An 18,599-nucleotide genomic window follows, 5' to 3' on the forward strand; every position below is an offset into this window, starting at 1 on the left:
CTTGACGGCGTAGGAGTTTGCCGATGAAACTTGTTGCTAACCAAGACCAACTCGATCTGCAGGCAATGTCGGCTGCCGTCCTGGCCAAACAATGCCCGATCAGTATGGTACGAGAACTGGCAGAACCGATGTCCGGAAGCAGCCCGGACAAACTGATGACGGCGCTTGCCGAGGTTGGTGTACTTGGCCTGGCGAACGATGAAGAATACGGCGGCGGTGGAGCCAGCCTGTACGAACTCGGTGTGTTCTTTCGGGAGGCCGGCCGGGTTCTCTGCCCGTCGATTGTCTACAGCACACTGAAATTCGGTATTGCCGTCGGGCGACTGGCTACGTCGGAACAACGCAGGCGTTATCTGCCTGCGCTGGCCGAAGGTCGACTTCGCGCCGGCGTTGCCGCCTGGAATCCCGGGGACGCCGGCGATATTCGACCCACTCTGACCGCAACACCAGCTCCGGGTGGGTGGCTGCTCAACGGAACCCTGCCATTTGCCGTGAACGCCTCGATGTCCGACGTGGTTCTCGTGACCGCTCGCACATCGGTGTTTGCCGAACCGGTACGGTTGATCTGCGCCTTCGTCGAGCCGACAGCCGAAGGTTGGAATGCCGTCCCATTGTCGAACATGTCCGGAGAGAGGCTATCTCGCGTCGAACTTGTCGACGTGTTCGCCTCGGACGCGGCCGTTTCTCTCGGGGGCAGTGGAAATGGGCTGAGCGCCGACGATCTTCGGTGGGTCGCCAATGCGGCAGTGGCGCTTCAATGCATGGAGATGGCAGGCGGCGGCGCCGCAGTTCTGGATCGCACCGTCGACTACATTGCCCAGCGTGAGCAGTTCGGGCGTCCGATCGGTAGTTTCCAAGCCGCACAACACATTGTCGCGGACATGCACATCGCGCTCGAAGGTGCCCGCTTGGCTGCCGCGCACGCGGTGTGGTGGGTGGCTCGCGGTGAATCCGCCACCCGTGCGGTCGCGATTGCAAAAATGCAGTGCAACGAGGCCTACAAGCGCGCGACCCTGGATGCACATCAATTGCACGGTGGTATGGGATACGTCCTCGAGACTGATTTGCACCTGTGGTCTGAGCGGGCGAAGGTCACGGAAATCCGATACGGCACAGCAGATATTGCGGCGGGTTGGCTGCAGAAGGAGCTGAACCTTGCCTAGCGAAGCGAAACCCGGACCGCGGCAGGCACTTCAGGATCTTCGGATCGTGGATTTGTCGAGGTGGGTGGCAGGAGAATACGCAACAAAGATGTTCGCAGATTTTGGTGCGGACGTTGTCAAAGTCGAAAAGCCGGAGACGGGCAGCTTGACGCGGGCGTGGGGACCGTTCCCCGGCGACGTTCCGAACGTCGAGCGAAGCGCACTCTTCCTGCATCTGAACACCAACAAGAAATCGCTTGTCCTCGACTTGACTTCGGATTCCGATCGGGAGGTTCTCCTGAACCTCGTGGACACGGCGGACGCGGTGGTGGAGTCCTTCCGTCCCGGCCAGCTGGAGAAATTGGGCCTGGGACCGGAAGTGCTGCACGCGCGCAACCCATCGCTGGTGATCACGCGGATCAGTGCTTTCGGCCAGACCGGACCGTACCGGGATCGTGAAGCGAGCGGCCTGGTCCTTCAGGCTGCCGGTGGCCCGATGAACGCAACTGGTGCGGCTGATCGTGCGCCGCTGCGTAAACCGGGACTGCTCGAGCACTACACGATCGGCCGTACCGCCGGCGAAGCCACGATGGCGGGAATCTTCAGCGCCAAGCGCACAGGAGAAGGTTCCGTGATCGACGTGTCCGGGCAGGAGGTTCTGCTCGCCGGCGCCGACCGGCGAGCGTCGTACCTCGTTTCGGCGGCGTATTCCGGCATGAATGCTCCACGCGGAGTGCGAAGCCCGCACCGGCACGGCGCGACGTTCACCGGACCGTTCCGGGCCAAGGACGGATTTGTGATGCTGTACGTGACCAATCAGGCTTTCTGGAATCGGTTGGTCGACATAGTCGGCGAGCACGACGACGCGTTCCATACGCGGTACCACGGGCGCGAGACGATCATGGGAAGGGATCGTGACGAGTTCATGGACTATGTCACCGAGTGGTTCGCGCAGCGGCCCAAAGTCGCCATCATGGAACAGTGCGAGGCGGCACGTATTCCCGTCACGGCGTATCTCGACGTCTCGGAATTGTTGAGTCACGATCACTTTCGTAGCCGAGGCGCATTTGTCAGCGGTACACATCCGGTTGCGGGCACGTTGGAGTACACGGGTGCGCCGTGGCGGATGGCCAACGGGTACCAGTTGCGTCATACCGCACCAACTCTCGACCAGCACGGCCCGCAGATCCGTGAGTCACTGACACAAACAGGGGAGCGAGTATGAGTTATCCGCTCGAAGGGATTCGTGTTGTCGACCTGACGGTTGTGTGGTCCGGCCCCGGTGCGACAGCGATGCTGGGGGACTTGGGCGCAGAAGTGATACGCGTGGAGGGGAACAACCGTGTCAGCCGACAAGTTTCGGCAAAGACAACGAAGGAATCGATCGCGCAGACCGGGTATCACGGCGGCACCTATCCGGAGAAGGATCCCGGCGAGCGACCGTACGACCGCACAGCTCTCTTCAACTGGCATTCCCGGAACAAACTGTCGGCGTGCATGAATCTCGATACCGCTGAGGGACACGCAGCTGTGATCGAACTGATCAAAGTCAGTGATGTTCTGGTGGAGAACAATTCCAACGGAACTCTCGAGAAGTTGGGGCTTGGGCACGAGCGTTTGCTCGAACTCAACCCTCGATTGATCGTCGCTCGCATGCCACCCCTCGGAATGGCCGGACCGATGAGTGACTATCTCGGTTACGGCCCCAATTTCAACTCGCTGGTGGGGATTGCCGCGATGGACGGTTACGAGGGTGAGGAAGCCGACTCGGCCGGCGAGAACTACCACATGGACGAGGCAGCTCCGGCAGGTTTGGTCTTTGCGGTGATGGCCGCGCTGTCGGACCGCGAGCACACCGGCGTTGGGGGACTTGTCGAGTTTGCGCAGGCGGAGAACGTTATGGCGGAGATCGGGGAGTTCGTGCTCGACGCGCAGGTGAACGGGAGAGTTCCGGAGATCCTCGGCAACTCCGATCCCCATGTGCTGCAGGATGTTTACCTCAGTGCGGATGAGGATCGGTGGGTGGCGATATCCGTTCGCAGCGATCGCGAGTGGACGGCATTGGCCTCGGTAATCGGCGGGGACGAACTTGTCGAAATGGGCGCCGATACAGTCGCCAGACGGACAAACTCCGCGTCGATCAGGGATCGAATTGCGAAGTGGGCCCGTTCGATGTCGGCTTCCGAGGTTGTTTCGGTGTTGCAGGAGTGTGCCGTTCCCGCAGGTGAAGTGATGAGCGAAACCGGATTGCTCGAAGACCGTCATCTGCGCGAGCGTGACTGGTTCCAGGAGCGGTCACATCCGTCGGTGGGAACCTATCGGTATCCAGGACATCCCTGGCGGGTAGAGGGATTCGATCTGGCATTCGGACGGGTACTCCCAGGGTTCGGTGAAGACAACGAGTACGTCTACAAGAAGATCCTCGGCTATTCCGATGAGAAGTATGCAGAACTCGAGAATTCCGGACTGGTCACCGACCATCAAATAGCGTGAGAGAGAAAGAACATGACTGAAAACGTAGCCGTGATTCCGGATTCGGAATCTCTGATCCCCGACAATGTTGCCGAGCGTGTCGGGGAGGTGGTCTCCCAGGCGAGCGGAGCTGTGGTCGCGCGGGACTGGCAACGGTGGGCTGTGTCCGTCGGCGAAACCAACCCGCTGTACTTCGACAGCAACTATGCCCGTGAGCACGGCTATCGCGATATTGTCGCTCCGCCGCTGTATTTGCAGTACGCGATTCTCGGGGTGACGCCGATACCGGAACTTCGGGTCGACGGCTCATCCGGTGCTGCCTCCGGGAATCTTGTTTTCCCGTTGTGCCCCAAGCGAATGGCAGGTGGCGAGAACACCACCTTTCTTCGGTCGGCCTACGACGGAGATGTGATCACCAGTGTGCGCGTTGTGGATTCGGTGGTCGAGAAGCGCGGTCGGTCCGGCCGATTCGTCCTGGTGACGTGGAAGACCACGTATACCAATCAGAACGACGAGGTTGTTGCCGAAGCGGCCACCTCGATGATCGCCCGACCGTAGCGCGAGGAGTTGAAAGTTATGTCAACACAAGTATATTTCGATGATATCAACACCGGCGACACGATTCCGGTGTTGGCTGTTAGTGTCACTGCACTGCAGATGTTCCTCTTCAGCGCAGCGACGTACAACGGGCACCGCATTCACTACGACCGGAGTTGGGCTGTCGACGTCGAGGGCTATCAGGACGTCGTTGTACAGGGTCCGCTTCAGGTGGCGCTTCTGGCGCGCGTTGTCACCGACTGGATCGGTGGCGGGGGATCGTTGGTGAACTTCTCGGCCTCGAACCGGGCTGTGGCCTTTCCCGGCGAGCCGTTGGAATTCACCGGGACAGTGACCGGTAAACGCGACGAGAACGGTAGAGCGCTGGTCGATTTGGACCTTGCCGGAGTGCGGGGTGGCGAGGTGCTGATGCCGGGAACGGCCACCGTGCTGCTGCCACGCCGTGACAGTGCTGTCTCCGCCGGAGCGTCCTGATGGCGGGACTGCGCGGTGAGGCCGCCATCGTCGGGTTCTGTGAATTGCCCGCCCAGCGCAAGCAGACCCGTCCTGAGTTGTTCACCATCGAGCAGTGGGCAATGCTCTCGAAGCTGGCAATCGAGGATGCGGGTCTGAAGGCGTCGCAGATCAATGGTCTTGTCACGCATGGTATTGCTGAATCCGATATGTTTGCCCCGGCCACGCTGTCCGAGTATCTCGGGATTCCCTTGAACTTCGGTGAGCGAGTCGACCTCGGCGGCGCAACGGCGGCAGGGATGGTGTGGCGAGCTGCCGCAGCCGTCGAACTCGGTATCTGCGACGCGGTACTGGTCATTGTTCCTGGGTCATTCATGACACCGAAGTCGCAGATTCAGCCCGCTGTGGATCCAGGGTATCTCGGTGCCTCGAGTGGCAAGTTCGGTTCTCCTCAAGCCGAATTCGAGATTCCGTACGGTAATCTCGGCCAGAACGCGCCGTACGCCCAGATCGCTCGGCGGTATGCGTCGGAATTCGGGTACGACGACCGTGCCACCGCCAAGATCGCGGTGGACCAGCGAACCAACGCTTGCAGTACTCCCGGTGCGATGTTCCATGGAAAGCCGATCACGATCGACGACGTTCTGGCGAGTCCGATGATCGCCGATCCCATTCGGATGCTCGAGGTTGTGATGCGGGTGCAAGGTGGAGCAGGCATTGTCGTGGCGAACGCTGACATCGCGCGTCGCGGTCGCAACAGGCCGGTCTGGGTCAAGGGGTTTGGCGAACACCTGTCGTTCAAGACACCGACCTATGCAGAAGACATGGTGCGCACCCCGATTGCGAAGGCTGCGGACACGGCATTCGACATGGCGGGTATCTCACGCTCGGCAATCGATGTCGCGTCGATCTACGACTGCTACACGATCACGGTGGTGATGAGCCTCGAAGACGCGGGTTTCTGTGAGAAGGGGAAGGGTATGGAGTTCGTGTCGTCGAGAGACCTGACCTTCCGAGGGGACTTCCCGTTGAATACCGCCGGCGGCCAATTATCCTACGGGCAAGCAGGAATGGCGGGCGGGATGCACCACGTATGCGATGGCGTACGTCAGGTGATGGGCCGATCCGGGGCGGCGCAGGTTGCCGACTGCAATACCGCTTTCGTGACCGGGAACGGCGGCATCATGAGTGAGCAAGTCGCACTGATACTCCAGGGAGATTAGGGATGTCGAACGAAAAGCCGTTTCCGGAACCTACTCCGGTGTCCGCACCGTTCTGGAATGCTTTGCGAGAAAGCAAGATAAAGATTCAGTACTCGCCGTCATCGGACGAATTTGTCTTCTATCCGCGATTGCTGGCTCCGCGCACGTTGGCCGACGACCTCGAGTGGCGTGAGATCAGTGGATTGGGCACTCTCTACACCTATACGGTGGCTGACCGTCCCACAGCACCGCCGTGGTCGGATGCGTTGCCGCAGATGTTGGCGGTGGTGCAGTGGGACGAAGGCCCGCGGTTCAGTACCGAACTGGTCGATGTCGGCAATCTGGAAATTACCGTCGGTATGCGCGTGGAACCTGTGTTCTGCGACGATCCGGATCGTGACATTACTATGCTGAGATACCGGCCGGAATCGCGCTGAACCGGTGAGTCAGTGCGATCCGAGCATCAGCCTTCGTGTTTGCGAAGTGAGTCAGGCGAACGCGGTACAGGCTTCTTTCGTTTGGTACGGCCACGCGAGGTCTTGTCAGTTGCCAGACGGGCGAGATTCTCGAGCATCCAATCAGCGCGGTCGCGTTCGGACTCGTAGTACATTTCCGACCACCGAAGGACCAGTTCCGGATATGCCCACCCAGGTTCCTCAGAAGCGCCCTCGGCGTCGGCCACGGCGCGGACGCGCATTTTCTCAGACAGATCACGATGCTCGGTGAGAACCGCCTGCAGTTTGTCCGGGTCCCCGAGGTGGCCGAGCCACATTCTGAGCATTACGCCGTGCTTGAGTACAACCGCTTCTACCGGTGACTCGTTAGCCCACTGAGCTACCGCGGCAGTCCCGGCTTCAGTAATTTTGTAAAGGCGCTTTCCTTTGACGTCATTGGTCGTGACAACTCGCGAGGTCGCGAAGCCATGAGATTCGAGATTTCGGAGTTCGCTGTAGATCTGACTGAAGGATGGTGCCCAGTAGAAGAATCGCAGGCTCCAATCGGCCCACTTCTTGAGGTCGTATCCCGAGAGTTCAGATCCGAAGGAGAGCAGCCCGAGAACCGCCCAACTTGTGGGACGCAACGAGGGCAATCCTGGGCGCGCTTCTTCCTTTGCCATGACCGAAGGTTACCTGTGACCCCATCGAAAACTAGTTCGGTTTGGAATATGTCGAAAGGTCGGCGAGGCCAGTCTACGAAAGGGGCGAGGTGTCGAGGCTCCGCCTGCGTCCATACCGAGGCGTTCAGTCGGTCAGCCTGGATATCCACTCAATGAGAGGGCGGCTGAAGGTGAGTTATACGGAATGCTTTAATCCCGGCATGCGCCGTGACCGTGCTGAAGGAACACTCGTCGAGCTGGTGCTGACTCAGGCACATACGCAAGGAGATCGAACCGCGATTCTCGACGGTACGCAAGCCATCTCATACGGCGAACTGGCAGAAAGTGCCCTGTGCGTGTCTGACGTCCTGAGAGACCTCGGCGTGGAGCGAGGCGACCGTGTAGCCATCAGTGGTCGCAACAGCATCGCTTGGGTGTGCACTGCTGTCGGGATTCTCTGTGCAGGTGCGATTGTCGTGCCGATCGGGTACGGCGTCAGTGAATCCGAGTACGCGCGGATCGTCAGGGTTACTCGTCCGAAGATGATCATCACCGAATTCACCTGCGATCGGAATTCTGATGGGCCGACGATTTCCGAAATTGTGGAGGCAGCGCGGCATTACACCGCATGCCGTGACCACGGACTACCGGACGCGGGCGATACTGCGCTGATCTTGTCCACCTCGGGTTCCACGGGTATGTCCAAACAGGTTCCGATGACGCACAGGCAACTGACGCGGTTGTACTCCTCTGTCGCCGCCAGACTCGGTATGACAGCTATGGATCGCATTCTTGGAGTTGTTCCGCTCGCGCACTCGTTCGGATTCAATGGTGTCCTGCTTACTGCGATAACAGCGGGGGCCTCCGTGCGGCTGGTCGAGTCTTACGACCGCGGCGATCTTGCCGATCTTGTGATCCGGGACCGGGTCACCGTGATCATGGGCCCGCCGACCGTGTTGTTCGATCTCATTGCCAGTGGACGCGAAGACGTCGGTCTGGTCTGCCGAATGGCCGTCAGTGGCGGCTCCGACGTGCCGCTTGGACGTATGCGCAAGGCCTGTCAGGAGTTGGGGATAGTGAGTATGTTTGTCGGCTATGGGCTGACCGAGGCGTGCGGCACTGTGGCCATAGGTAGCGTTACCGAAGGTCGGTCGGGCTCTCTCGCGATGCTGACTCCGATCGAGGGTCTCGAGGTCCGAATTGTCGATGAATACGGGTACTCCGTCCCTTCCGACGTCGATGGACACGTCATCTGCTCGGGTTACAACGTTTTCACTGGCTATCTGGAAGACCCGGATACCCGTCTAGAGCATCAGGAAGGCCGCGAGATGATGTCACCCACAGAGGGGGACGTAGCGGACGGATGGCTTCGAACTGGTGACATCGGTTGGACAGATGACGAGGGGCACTTATACATCGTCTCGCGCGCCAAAGACACCGTGATTGTGAGCGGATTCAACGTCTACCCACAGGAAGTCGAGCTCGCCCTCCTGGAACACGAGTTGGTTTGTGAGGCAATTGTGATCGGGGTGGTGGACGACAGGCAGGGCCAACGCCTGATCGCCTGCATAATTCCCGTTGCGGGTCGGAGCGTGGATGTCGACGAACTGACAGCCTTTTGCCGGAAGCGTCTGAGCGCCTACAAAGTGCCGAAGGCCTTTGTCGAACTCGAGATGATTCCGACCACACACGCGGGAAAGCCGTCGCGTGAGATGCTCCGTGAGAAGTATTCGGATCGACTGTGATGCACCCACCAAGGGCAAAATACTCAGGCGATGATGCGAATCGGCCACTGGCCGTTCACATCTGCCACGTCCCTCCCTTGGCTGAGTAGGTACTCGGCGAAATCGCGTTGCCGCTCGGCATGCCAATCGGCCTGATCGACCATGAGATCGAGCCCCAGGATGTCGGGGAACTGTACGGCGAGCTCGCGGGCCAACGCCGCCGCTGCTTTGGCATCGGCCTCGGCTTCGTGGGCGGACTCGAGGGAAATCCCGTAGTGCTCGCACACGGCTGCGAGCGTTCGTTTGCCCTTGCGGAACGTGTCCATCGCGCGATCGATCACGTACGGATCGATGACCAACCCCGGAACGAAGGCGGGCTTACCGATGCGCAGACCCTCGGCATGCATGACCGTCAGATCGTAGGAGGCGTTGAACGCTACGACGGCGTGATCGCGCGCCCAGGAATTGTGCAGAGCCTCGCGAATCTCTTCGTAGCCCTCGGAGTAGTTCTGGCCGTGTTGCGCCGCGTACTCGGTGCTGATGCCGTGAATGGCCGAGGCACCGGCGGGGATGTCGACGCCGGGATCGAGTAGCCATGTGCGTGTTTCGACCTTCCCACCGTCGATCACCGCGACGCAGGCACTGACGATGCGGGCGGTCGACGGATTCCGTCCCGTGGTTTCGAGGTCGAACGCGCAGATCGGGCGATCGGACCAGCTACTCATCGGGGGCCTTTCGGTGCAGTACGTCATGTCCGAATCACTATGCACCGAGCTACCGACACAAACGACGAACAGTCACCTCCACCGGGTGAGGTGGAGGTGACTGCAGCTGACGCCGGGAACCTACAGAATCTCGGTTCCGACGGTGAAGCGCTCCATGACGTCTTCACGCGGAGTCACACCGAAGCCCGGTCCCTGCGGCACGGAGATGTGGCCGTCCTCGATGACAAACGGTTCGGTGATGTCTTCCTTGTAGAAGCGATCGGACGCCGAGATGTCACCGGGCAGTGTGAAGCCGTCCAGTGCTGCGAGTGCGGCGTTGGCGGCGCGTCCGATTCCGGTCTCGAGCATCCCGCCGCACCACACCGCGATTCCGTGCGCCGAGGCGAGATCATGGATCCGCTTGGCTTCCAGGTATCCACCGACACGGCTCGGCTTGATGTTGATGACCGAAGCGGCACCGAGCGTGATGGCATCCGCTGCATCCTTGGCCGACTCGACCGACTCGTCGAGGCAGATCGGAGTCGAGAGAGACTGGGCGAGCTTGGCGTGCTGCACCAAATCGTCTTCGGCCAGCGGCTGTTCGATGAGGAGCAGTGCAAATTCGTCCAGGCGACGCAGCAACTGTGCGTCGACGAGGGTGTACGCGGCGTTCGCATCGACCTGTAGGGGCACGTCGTAGCCGAACTCCTTGCGCACCGCCGCCACGGGAGCGATGTCCCAGCCCGGCTTGATCTTCAGTTTGATTCGCACGTATCCCTGCGACAGATAGTTGCCGACGGTCTCGAGCAACTGCGGAATGCTGTCCTGGATGCCGACGGATACTCCCGAGGGAACTCGTGTGCGCGTTGCACCGAGGTATCGAGCGAAAGATTGTCCACGAGCGCGCAATTCGGCGTCGAGGATTGCCATTTCGATGGCCGACTTGGACATCTGGTGACCCACGATGTGGTGAAGCACGCTGCCGACGGTCTCGGCGGTGAGCGGCTGATCCGACTGCGACTTACGCAGCGTCGGAACGAGATACTCGCGAAGCATCGCGCGCGCACCGGCGGTGTACTCCGAGTTGTAGTACGGATCGCTCAGCGAGCCGCACTCGCCCCAGCCGACAGTCTCCACCGGGCCATTGGGGCCGTCGGTGGTGCCACTCACCTTCAGGACGAGGGTGTTGCGCTCGAGTTGTGTGCTGAACGACGTGGTGAAGGGGGAGACGAGAGGGATGCGCAGTTCGCGCAATTCGACGGACTCAATGTGCATGGACTTGCTCTTCTCCGGTTGTCTCGCAGATTTTCGTGAACATGTAATAGCCGCTGGGGTCGAAGCCGGTCGATTGCCATTCCTTCGAGGCGATCAGTGGTTCGAGGTACTCGCGAAGCGCGTGTCGCCAGGCGAAGGCAGAAGCGCGGTCGACGGTTCTCAGATGCTCTATGTCTCTGGGTATTCCGACCGCGATGTCGACGCAGTTGGGTGGGATCGGGAGCATCCGAGGCGTCCCGTCTTCGGTGGGTTGGAGCACTTTGAATGTATCATCAACGGCCACAGAAGAACTCGGAGCTCCGTCGGCGTCGAGATCCCAGCTGACCAGCATGCGGTCGCTGGCGTCGCCGGCGTTGATGCCATCTGCCATCGATCCGTAGAAATCCGGGTTGTATTCGGCGGGTTCGGCACCGAGACGCTGGATGTTGAAGTAGGCATTTCGTGCGACGAGTGGATCGAAGGTCCACCGGATCGTCCTGACGCCGCGCTCGATGCACCAGTCACGCTGATGATGCTTGAGAGCGCGGCCGATTCCCTTGCCTGCATGCCCGGGTAGAACTCCGGCGATGTGTGAGTGCAGGACCTCGCCGAGAGGCTCGACGAAGAATCCGACGCAACCTCCGATCATTTCGCCTTCAGAGAAGGCTCCCACCACGTAATGACCACCGTGGTGAAGCGCAACCAACATCGCCGTTCCGAAATGAGCCGGTCCGGGACTTGTAGCCCAGATCTCGTCGAAAACGGCAGACAGATCAGCTATTTCGCGGGTGTCGACCAGTTCTCGAAACTCAACCGCTTTGCTTTTCGACACGAGGGCCCCCTTCAGACGTGATCGAACGAATAAGGCCCGCAACCAACGCCGTTCTCGGGGCGATAGCGGACACGAGCGCATGCTCGGTCTCGGCGTGTGCACCGCCGCCGACGCCACCGAGGCCGTCGAGGGTGGGGATGCCGATGCCGGCAGTGAAGTTTCCGTCCGAGGCTCCGCCGACGGCGAGTCCGACGGGAGGAGTCAGATCATGCTCGAGCGCAACGCGTTCCGCCAACGCCAGCAACGGTGCGGACATCGTCGCTTCGAGAGGTGGACGGTTGACGCCACCCGAGACCGTGACTACGGCTTCGGGGTGGATTGCCTGCAGGGCTCGGATGTTCGAATCGACGCGCTCCTGCTCGGCAGCGCTGGTTGCGCGTACGTCCACGTCGACAAAGGCTTCTGCCGGAACGGTGTTGGTTGTGGTTCCGGCTGAAATGACGGTCGGGGTGACAGTGGTTGCCTGCGCCGGCGAGGACAAGTCGTTGATCGCGATCACGAGGCGAGCCAGTTCGACTGCGGAGTTGATGCCCTTTTCCGGTTCCAACCCGGCGTGCGCTGCGCGACCGGCAACATGGATCCGATACAGCGACACTCCCTTGCGGACGGTCTTGAGTTCGCCACCGTCGCCGCCGGCTTCGAGGACGAGCACCGCGCCTGCGGCAAGTTCCTCGATGAGGGTTCGCGATGTGGGTGAACCGATTTCTTCGTCACCGGTGACCAGGAGTGTGATTCCATCGAGTGCATCGTCGCCGTGCAACTCCCGGACGATCGACAGGGCGTGAATTGCCTGAACGACACCAAGTTTCATGTCGAGTCCACCCGGACCCCGAAGGGCTCCGTCGGTCACCGCTGCGGGTAGACGCGTCAGGGTGCCGATCGGCCACACGGTGTCGTGATGACCGAGGAGCATCAACCGCGTCGGGGAATCACCGAAGCGGGTCACCAGGTGGGTTCGGCCTTCCGTCACTATGGACCCGGGTGTCACTCCGAGTCGTTCGTGGACAAGGTCTGACGTCCACTTCGCGCTGCGGGCAACAGCTTCGAGATCGTGCGACGGCGACTCGACTTCGATGAGCGCGATGACGTCCTCGAGGATCTGAGGAAGTTGGCGCTCGGCCAGATCGCGGAGAATGGTCATCGGTTGTTCACTCGCGGATACGCGCGGCTTCCGACGTGTAGCAATTGTGTACTCCCGGTGTCGGAGAAAGTGATCCGGATCCAACCCGCTGATTGAGGTAGTTGGGTCGCGAATACTCCAGGGTGAACTTCGATCAGGCTGAGAGAGACGGACTCTGCGCTTTCGGCGTTGACCGAAGGGTCGATGTGATCGGTGCGGCGGGCGGTCAGGGAACTCCCGGTCCTTTCCAGGACGAAATCGGCAGCAGCATCGCGGTACAGACCGCACAGCGCATCGAGTTCCTCAGGTGAGGACGTGGTGCGGGCGGCGGGGTCTCCAGGCGAAAATGCCGGTGTCACGGCGACGCCGCCGATGGAACCGATCACTTCGGTGAGAAGGTCGCCCGAGAGAGCGTCCATCGCACCGCCGTTGGCCATCAGGACTACCGCAATGCCGCAGGACGGGACCACCCGCAAGAAGGACTGCTGTCCGAGGGTTCCACCGTTGTGACCATGCGCCAGCACCCCGTCCCAATTGTGCAGCAGCCACGTGGTTCCCATGATGTCTGCAGACGACACGTCTCCGATCTGGCGGCGCTCCTCGAGCATCGCCAGATGGGTGGACCGCTGAAGCAGAATCGGATCCTCGCGCATCGAATCCTGCGCGAACAGAAGAAGGTCCTCGGCGGTGCTGTTGATGAGACCGGCGGGGCCCATCGAGCGAGGGATGAGGAATTGTGGTGTCTGCGCGAGATTGTCGGCACCGCCGACATGCCCGACCGCAGCGCGGTGCAGTGCCGTCTCCTCGGGCAAGGTCGTGGTCTTGGTCAGGCCGAGCGGCTCGATGATCCGCTCACGCAGAACCGCGTCCCAACTCTTGCCTCGGAGAACCTCGATGATTCGTCCGGCGATGACGAAGCCGGTGTTGCAGTACGACCAATCGGTACCGGGTGCGAAGAGCTGCACCGTCGATGCCAGGGCTGCGACGTATCGCTCGACGCAGTCGTCGCCGCGTCCGCCGTCGATGAAGACGTCACCGTCGATGCCACTGGTGTGAGTCAACAGGTGGCGAGTGGTGACCGTTTCAGTGGCTACCGCGTCGGCAACTGCGAAGCCCGGCAGAATGTTCCGGACAGGCGAGTCGAGGTCCAGTAATCCTTCTTCGACGAGTTGCATGATCAGGGTGGCCGTCCAGACCTTGCTGATCGAACCCATCTGGAACAACGTGTCGGGAGTGGCCGCGACACCGGTGCGGGTACTGACGACACCGGACGTCACCACGGTGCGGTCGAAACCGCTGCGGGTAGTGGTCAGAATTCCGAGCGAAGCACCGGGTACCCCGTACTTCGCGCTCAGGGTGTCGAGTCGGTACTGCCAGTAGTCGGGATCGACCGTGGTCAGTGCCGGCGTAGGCGAGAGATGACGTTCGATCCAGTCGACGAGACGGGTGCTGTAATCCAGACGGTGGGAGGGTCGACCCGTCAGCACAAAGGCATGCGACGCGCCCGGGAAGACCACCAGTTCGGTCGGGGTGCCGGCCAAACGCAGTCCACCGAACCACTGTTCTGCCTGGTTGACCGGGCAGCGGACGTCGCTACCGCCGTGAAGTATCAGCGTCGGTGTCGTCACCTGGGAGACTCGCCCCAGCGGCGAAAGTTCCTGTACCCGAGATGACTGCGGGTCGAATTCGACCGTCTGCAGCAAGATGCCCTCGTCCGAGGGGCCCGCCATGTTCGCGATGTCGCAGACAAGGCCGCCAGCGACTGCGACGGCAAACCGATCGGTGACGGACGTCAGGGCGCACGTCATGAATCCGCCGTAGCTGTAGCCCGTGAGCACCAGTTGCTTCGGATCGGCCATCCCTTCGGCGACAAGGGTTTCGACTGGTTCGAGCAGGTCGGCGCGATCCGCCTCACCCCAACCGTCACGCACACCGTCGAAGAACTCGTTGCCGTAGCCGTCGCTTCCCCGCGGATTGATCATCAAGACCGTGTATCCGAGCGCGACCAGTTCCGCGTGGTACGCGTGCATCGGGGTGGGTGTACCGGTCCAGGCATTGTGTGGTCCGCCGTGGACGTCCAGAACCAGCGGACCGGCGCCCGTGACGTTCGGGTCGCGCAAGATCCAACCCTGAACACGGGTGCCGTCGCTGATGCCGAACCAACGCTCGGAGGCGACTGGAAACGCGACGGAAGTTGTCAGTTCCGTGTTCAATTCGGTGACGGTTTCGACTGCGCGAGTCTCGAGATCGATGACGGCGACCTCACCGAAGGACGTCGCCGTTGCCAGCGCGACGACGGCCTTCCCGGATGTCAGGGCAAGACCGGAGACCACTGTCTGTTCTCCGGTGAGAAGTGGTGAGACGGAGCCTGATCCGAAATCGATCTTGTGCAGTTCGGTGGAGCCGTGGTTGCGGATGCAGAAGACGATGTCGCCGTCGGCGGTGAAACGCGGTGCGCCACCGGGATAACCGGTCCCGCCAGGCATGACGTTTCGGTCGAGTGCGGATGTCAGACTGCGGTCTTCCACTCGCTGGTCGCGGTGAAGGACAAGAAGTTCGTTGTTGTGAATGATCGGCGTATGCCAACCGACTGCTACGACGGCGTCGCCGGCAGGTGTCCACGTAAGTGGTCCGGCGATGCCGCGTGCGTGCCCCAGCATCCGCGGAGCCGAGGCGAGATCAGTCAGCGATACGGTCCACGCGGAGCTCGCCCGTGTCAGATCGGCATTGCCGTCCATCGCCGCGGTGAAAGCAAGTTCGGTGCCGTCGGGACTGTACGCGGGATGCGAAGCGTCCCAATCGCCGTCCGTCAGTTGCCGAAGCGAGCCGGCGGCCAGATCGAACTCGAACAAGTGCGCCCGAACGCTGCCCCGGACACCGGATCCGTCGACCTTGTAGTTGAGGCGTTTCGCCACCAAGAGGTGTGACGATCCGGCGGCAGTGCGGTCGACCGGGGCACTGAAGGCGATTCGAGCACCGTCGGGAGAGAACACTGGTGCCCCAGCGCCGAGCGGGAGCTGCGCCGTGGTGGTCATCTGAACGGCGGGCCCGCCGGTGGCGTCGACCTTCCACAGTTGCGGTGTGCCCGAGGAATCCGGCCGAACGAAGACCAACAGCGTGGAAACGGGATGCCATGCCGGCGAGGTGTCGGCAGGTCCCGCGGTGAGCTGTAGTTGCGGGGAAGCCAACCAGATCGAGTGCTCGTTGGTATCCGCGGCCGGATTCGCTTCGGTACGTACGTATGCAATGCGTCCCGACGCCGAGACGGCGATGCTGGTCGGTGTAACCACGGACGCGTAATCCTGGATTCTCGCCGAACGACGTTCTTCGGCACGGGCTGCGGCAGCGGGGGAGTCGAGAGTGGTCGGCGTTGTCATTGGAACATCGGCTCCCCGAAGGTCGGGATCGCGGACAACAGCTTTGCCGTGTACGGCTCCTTGGGCGAATCGATCACGTCGAGAACCGGCCCGTGTTCGACGATCTCGCCGCCGAGCATGACTGCGACGTGGTCACAGACATAGCGGATCACCGCCAGGTTGTGACTGACGAATAGAACCGTCAGACCTAGCTGCTTCTGCAGATCCACCAACAGATTCAGAACCGCGCCCTGCACGGACACGTCCAGAGCGGAGGTGATTTCGTCTGCAAGCAGAACTGCCGGTGCGGCTGCCAATGCCCGCGCGAGGGCAACGCGTTGGCGCTGACCACCAGACAACGACGACGGGTATTCGTGCGCCTTCTCCACCGGCAGTTGGACGGTGGTGAGGAGTCGAGCCACCTCGGCAGCGCGGTCGCCGCGGCTGCGGCGAGCTTTGTCACGACGCTCGGTGGACCGCAGCGCCTCGGCGAGTGACTGGCCGATGGTCATTCGCGGGTCGAGGCACGAGTACGGATCTTGGAAGACCATCTGGATCCGGTGGCGCAGACGAGCCGTCGCGCCGCGGGCGTGAGCGACGTCCACACCGTCGAGAAGGATCTGGCCGGAACTGGGCTCGGCCAAGCCGACAGTTGCTCGCGCCAGTGTCGACTTTCCGGAACCCGATTCACCGACGAGACCGACCACCGATCCGGAGGGGATGTCGAGATTGATGTTCTTGACGGCGTGGAATTTTTTCGAACCGCTACCGAGGTGGACGTTGACGTCACGGAATTCGAGCCTGCTCATCGGATCTCCTCTGCAACAGCCAACAGTTCTTCCAACTCGATGTCGGCGGTGCTCTCCTCGGCGTCGAGGCTCTCCACCTGCCAGGCTTCGTCGACGGTGGCAAGCGGCTTGTCGCGATCGGTGCTCATGGTGGGGACCGCGGCGATCAGCGCGCGGGTGTACGGATGCTTTGCACGACCGGCAATCAGATCGTCGACTGCGATGTCTTCGACGATTTCGCCGGCAAACATGACCAGGACACGGGTGCACATGCCGGTGATGACGGCCATATCGTGTGAGATGAGAAGGATTGCGGCGCCGGTTTCTTCGCGAACCTCGTGGAGCAGCCCGAGAACCTCACGCTGAACGGTCACATCGAGCGCAGTGGTGGGTTCGTCCGCGATGATCAGAGCGGGCTTGCCCATCAGACCCATGGCGATCATCGCGCGCTGACGCATACCGCCGGAGAACTCGTGGGGGTACTGCTTCGCACGCCTGGGCGCGTCGGGGATCTTGACGGCGTTCAGTCGCTCGACTGCCGCCTTCTTCGCGTCGACCTTGCTCATACCTTCGTGGAGCCAACCGATCTCGGCGACCTGGTATCCGACCTTGAGAGACGGATTCATGGACGACATCGGATCCTGGAACACCATCGCCATACGTGTGCCGAGTTGGCGGGCAACCTTGCGCGAAGCCGCGTTGTCCGGCCGCTTCCCGTCCTTCATCAGCACGGTGCCGTCGAACTCGATGAGCCCGGCGTCGACCACGGTGGGGTGGTCGGTCAGCTGCGCGATTGCCATGCAACTCAGTGACTTTCCGGAGCCGGATTCACCGACGATGCCCACGGTTTCGCCGCGATGAACTGTAAAACTGATGTTGTCGACGGGGCGACGCCAGTCGTCACCCGCGGGGACTGCGACGGACATGTTGCGGACGGTGAGAACTGCGTCCTCGTCGCTGGGCGCCGAATCGGCCTGGGCAGTTTTCCGGTTGATCGGCTTCCACTTCGGCAGGCGACTGCTGATCGGGCTGCGAACTCCCGCGCCGCGAGCAATGGCCTCGCCGAGCAGCGTGAAGGTCAAGCCGGCGAGCACGACGGCGATGCCGGGGGCAAGTGCGGTGGCCGGGTTGACGAAGATCTTCGACAGACCTTCGTTGAGCATCCGGCCCCAGTCGAATGCAGGCGGCTGAATGCCCAAGCCGAGGAACGAGAGTCCGGCGAAGACCACCAGGCCGCTGCCGACAGCGATGCTGGCATTGACGATGAGTGGTTCACGGATATTGGGGAGAATGTGGCGGAACAGCAGCCCGGGCTTGGTGACCCCGAGGATGCGTGCTGCGTCGATGAAGTCGCGTCCGTTGACCGACGAAGCCAGTGCGTACGTCAACCTCGCGAACGGCGAGGCCAGGGCGAGACCGATGGCGATCACCGCGCTGCCCGCACCCTGTCCGAGAACGACCAACAGGAAGATGGCGAGGAGCAGTCCGGGGAATGCGATGGCGAAGTTGAGGAATGCCACGACCATTCGTCCGACCCAGCGGGGTGCGAGCGTCGGGAGCGTACCGAGTATCAGGCCAATTGTGACACCGAGTGCGACGGCTCCGAGAGCCATGAGCACCGACAGTCTCGCGGCGGTCATCGTGCGGGCGAAGACGTCACGCCCGCCGGCGTCGGTGCCGAAGATGTGCTCGGAACTCGGTCCCTGAGACAGTGCCTTCGGGTTGGCTGCGACAGCGGCGTCACCCCAGATCATCGGTCCGAAGATGACGAGGGCGATCAGAGCGGTCAGGAAGGTGAGGGCCAGGATTCCCAATGGGGTGCGGAACGTTCCGACGATCCAGTGTCGTCGCGGGGGCGTCTTGGGGGCCGCAGTGGGGGCCGTAGGTGAGGTGCTCAA

General features: G+C 61.6%; 16 protein-coding genes. 8 read left to right on the plus strand and 8 right to left on the minus strand.

Going from position 1 to position 18,599, the window contains the following annotated elements; translation table 11 throughout:
• The first annotated feature begins 23 nt into the window (after positions 1 to 23).
• Genes R4P70_RS04955 through R4P70_RS04985 form a run of 7 tightly spaced genes read left to right on the plus strand, consistent with a single transcriptional unit; the run spans position 24 to position 6,264 of the window.
• Positions 24 to 1,163 (plus strand): acyl-CoA dehydrogenase family protein, encoded by a 1,140-nt coding sequence (locus tag R4P70_RS04955; protein WP_317830469.1) that lies wholly within the window; start codon positions 24 to 26, stop codon positions 1,161 to 1,163.
• Positions 1,156 to 2,367 carry a CoA transferase gene (locus R4P70_RS04960; protein WP_317830470.1) on the plus strand — a complete coding sequence of 404 codons (1,212 nt, stop codon included), beginning with the start codon at positions 1,156 to 1,158 and terminating at the stop codon, positions 2,365 to 2,367. The genes R4P70_RS04955 and R4P70_RS04960 overlap by 8 nt, the downstream gene beginning before the upstream one ends.
• On the plus strand, positions 2,364 to 3,635 hold the full coding sequence (locus R4P70_RS04965; protein ID WP_317830471.1) for a CoA transferase: 1,272 nt from the start codon (positions 2,364 to 2,366) through the stop codon (positions 3,633 to 3,635). Before R4P70_RS04960 ends, R4P70_RS04965 begins: the two co-directional genes overlap by 4 nt.
• A gap of 12 nt (positions 3,636 to 3,647) precedes the next feature.
• A complete protein-coding gene (locus R4P70_RS04970; RefSeq protein WP_095968547.1) occupies positions 3,648 to 4,172 on the plus strand; it encodes a MaoC family dehydratase N-terminal domain-containing protein in 525 nt (174 codons plus the stop codon).
• An 18-nt stretch (positions 4,173 to 4,190) separates the two neighbouring features.
• The gene (locus R4P70_RS04975; RefSeq protein ID WP_095968548.1) at positions 4,191 to 4,646 is read left to right on the plus strand and encodes a MaoC/PaaZ C-terminal domain-containing protein; all 456 of its coding nucleotides are present in this window, start codon (positions 4,191 to 4,193) and stop codon (positions 4,644 to 4,646) included.
• On the plus strand, positions 4,646 to 5,848 hold the full coding sequence (locus tag R4P70_RS04980) for a thiolase family protein (protein WP_317830472.1): 1,203 nt from the start codon (positions 4,646 to 4,648) through the stop codon (positions 5,846 to 5,848). The genes R4P70_RS04975 and R4P70_RS04980 overlap by 1 nt, the downstream gene beginning before the upstream one ends.
• A 2-nt stretch (positions 5,849 to 5,850) precedes the next feature.
• On the plus strand, positions 5,851 to 6,264 hold the full coding sequence (locus R4P70_RS04985; RefSeq protein ID WP_095968549.1) for a Zn-ribbon domain-containing OB-fold protein: 414 nt from the start codon (positions 5,851 to 5,853) through the stop codon (positions 6,262 to 6,264).
• Positions 6,265 to 6,290: 26 nt separating this feature from the next.
• Here the strand turns inward: R4P70_RS04985 and R4P70_RS04990 are convergent, their stop codons facing one another.
• The gene (locus R4P70_RS04990; protein ID WP_095968550.1) at positions 6,291 to 6,944 is read right to left on the minus strand and encodes a PadR family transcriptional regulator; all 654 of its coding nucleotides are present in this window, start codon (positions 6,942 to 6,944) and stop codon (positions 6,291 to 6,293) included.
• Between the two features lie 170 nt (positions 6,945 to 7,114).
• Between R4P70_RS04990 and R4P70_RS04995 the strand changes: the two genes are divergently transcribed.
• Positions 7,115 to 8,668, plus strand: coding sequence for a class I adenylate-forming enzyme family protein (locus R4P70_RS04995; RefSeq protein ID WP_317830473.1), 1,554 nt, complete (start codon positions 7,115 to 7,117; stop codon positions 8,666 to 8,668).
• A gap of 23 nt (positions 8,669 to 8,691) precedes the next feature.
• Here the strand turns inward: R4P70_RS04995 and R4P70_RS05000 are convergent, their stop codons facing one another.
• The 7 genes from R4P70_RS05000 to R4P70_RS05030 all read right to left on the minus strand — a co-directional run bounded on the left by R4P70_RS05000 (position 8,692) and on the right by R4P70_RS05030 (position 18,599).
• Positions 8,692 to 9,372, minus strand: a complete 681-nt coding sequence (locus tag R4P70_RS05000) for a 3'-5' exonuclease (protein WP_095968552.1) — start codon at positions 9,370 to 9,372, stop codon at positions 8,692 to 8,694.
• A gap of 120 nt (positions 9,373 to 9,492) precedes the next feature.
• Positions 9,493 to 10,626, minus strand: coding sequence for an o-succinylbenzoate synthase (gene menC / locus R4P70_RS05005; protein WP_095968553.1), 1,134 nt, complete (start codon positions 10,624 to 10,626; stop codon positions 9,493 to 9,495).
• Entirely contained in the window at positions 10,616 to 11,437 is an 822-nt protein-coding gene (locus R4P70_RS05010) for a GNAT family N-acetyltransferase (protein WP_317830474.1), read from the minus strand. The genes menC and R4P70_RS05010 overlap by 11 nt, the downstream gene beginning before the upstream one ends.
• Positions 11,415 to 12,578, minus strand: a complete 1,164-nt coding sequence (locus tag R4P70_RS05015) for a M20/M25/M40 family metallo-hydrolase (protein ID WP_317830475.1) — start codon at positions 12,576 to 12,578, stop codon at positions 11,415 to 11,417. The genes R4P70_RS05010 and R4P70_RS05015 overlap by 23 nt, the downstream gene beginning before the upstream one ends.
• A complete protein-coding gene (locus R4P70_RS05020; RefSeq protein WP_317830476.1) occupies positions 12,575 to 15,934 on the minus strand; it encodes a serine hydrolase in 3,360 nt (1,119 codons plus the stop codon). Before R4P70_RS05020 ends, R4P70_RS05015 begins: the two co-directional genes overlap by 4 nt.
• Positions 15,931 to 16,722 carry an ABC transporter ATP-binding protein gene (locus R4P70_RS05025; RefSeq protein ID WP_003940215.1) on the minus strand — a complete coding sequence of 264 codons (792 nt, stop codon included), beginning with the start codon at positions 16,720 to 16,722 and terminating at the stop codon, positions 15,931 to 15,933. The genes R4P70_RS05020 and R4P70_RS05025 overlap by 4 nt, the downstream gene beginning before the upstream one ends.
• Positions 16,719 to 18,599, minus strand: coding sequence for a dipeptide/oligopeptide/nickel ABC transporter permease/ATP-binding protein (locus tag R4P70_RS05030; protein WP_020909058.1), 1,881 nt, complete (start codon positions 18,597 to 18,599; stop codon positions 16,719 to 16,721). The genes R4P70_RS05025 and R4P70_RS05030 overlap by 4 nt, the downstream gene beginning before the upstream one ends.

This window comes from Rhodococcus sp. IEGM 1241 (genome assembly GCF_033142365.1).
Taxonomy (GTDB): domain Bacteria; phylum Actinomycetota; class Actinomycetes; order Mycobacteriales; family Mycobacteriaceae; genus Rhodococcus_F; species Rhodococcus_F erythropolis.

Bases quoted from the DNA above. Each gene is read 5' to 3' on its own strand.
- R4P70_RS05025 (WP_003940215.1), bottom strand. From the start codon at position 16,722: ATGAGCAGGCTCGAATTCCGTGACGTCAACGTCCACCTCGGTAGCGGT.
- R4P70_RS05000 (WP_095968552.1), bottom strand. From the start codon at position 9,372: ATGAGTAGCTGGTCCGATCGCCCGATCTGCGCGTTCGACCTCGAAACC.
- R4P70_RS05015 (WP_317830475.1), bottom strand. From the start codon at position 12,578: ATGACCATTCTCCGCGATCTGGCCGAGCGCCAACTTCCTCAGATCCTC.
- R4P70_RS04975 (WP_095968548.1), top strand. From the start codon at position 4,191: ATGTCAACACAAGTATATTTCGATGATATCAACACCGGCGACACGATT.
- R4P70_RS04955 (WP_317830469.1), top strand. From the start codon at position 24: ATGAAACTTGTTGCTAACCAAGACCAACTCGATCTGCAGGCAATGTCG.
- R4P70_RS04970 (WP_095968547.1), top strand. From the start codon at position 3,648: ATGACTGAAAACGTAGCCGTGATTCCGGATTCGGAATCTCTGATCCCC.
- R4P70_RS04965 (WP_317830471.1), top strand. From the start codon at position 2,364: ATGAGTTATCCGCTCGAAGGGATTCGTGTTGTCGACCTGACGGTTGTG.
- R4P70_RS05020 (WP_317830476.1), bottom strand. From the start codon at position 15,934: ATGACAACGCCGACCACTCTCGACTCCCCCGCTGCCGCAGCCCGTGCC.
- R4P70_RS04990 (WP_095968550.1), bottom strand. From the start codon at position 6,944: ATGGCAAAGGAAGAAGCGCGCCCAGGATTGCCCTCGTTGCGTCCCACA.
- R4P70_RS04985 (WP_095968549.1), top strand. From the start codon at position 5,851: ATGTCGAACGAAAAGCCGTTTCCGGAACCTACTCCGGTGTCCGCACCG.
- R4P70_RS04980 (WP_317830472.1), top strand. From the start codon at position 4,646: ATGGCGGGACTGCGCGGTGAGGCCGCCATCGTCGGGTTCTGTGAATTG.
- menC (WP_095968553.1), bottom strand. From the start codon at position 10,626: ATGCACATTGAGTCCGTCGAATTGCGCGAACTGCGCATCCCTCTCGTC.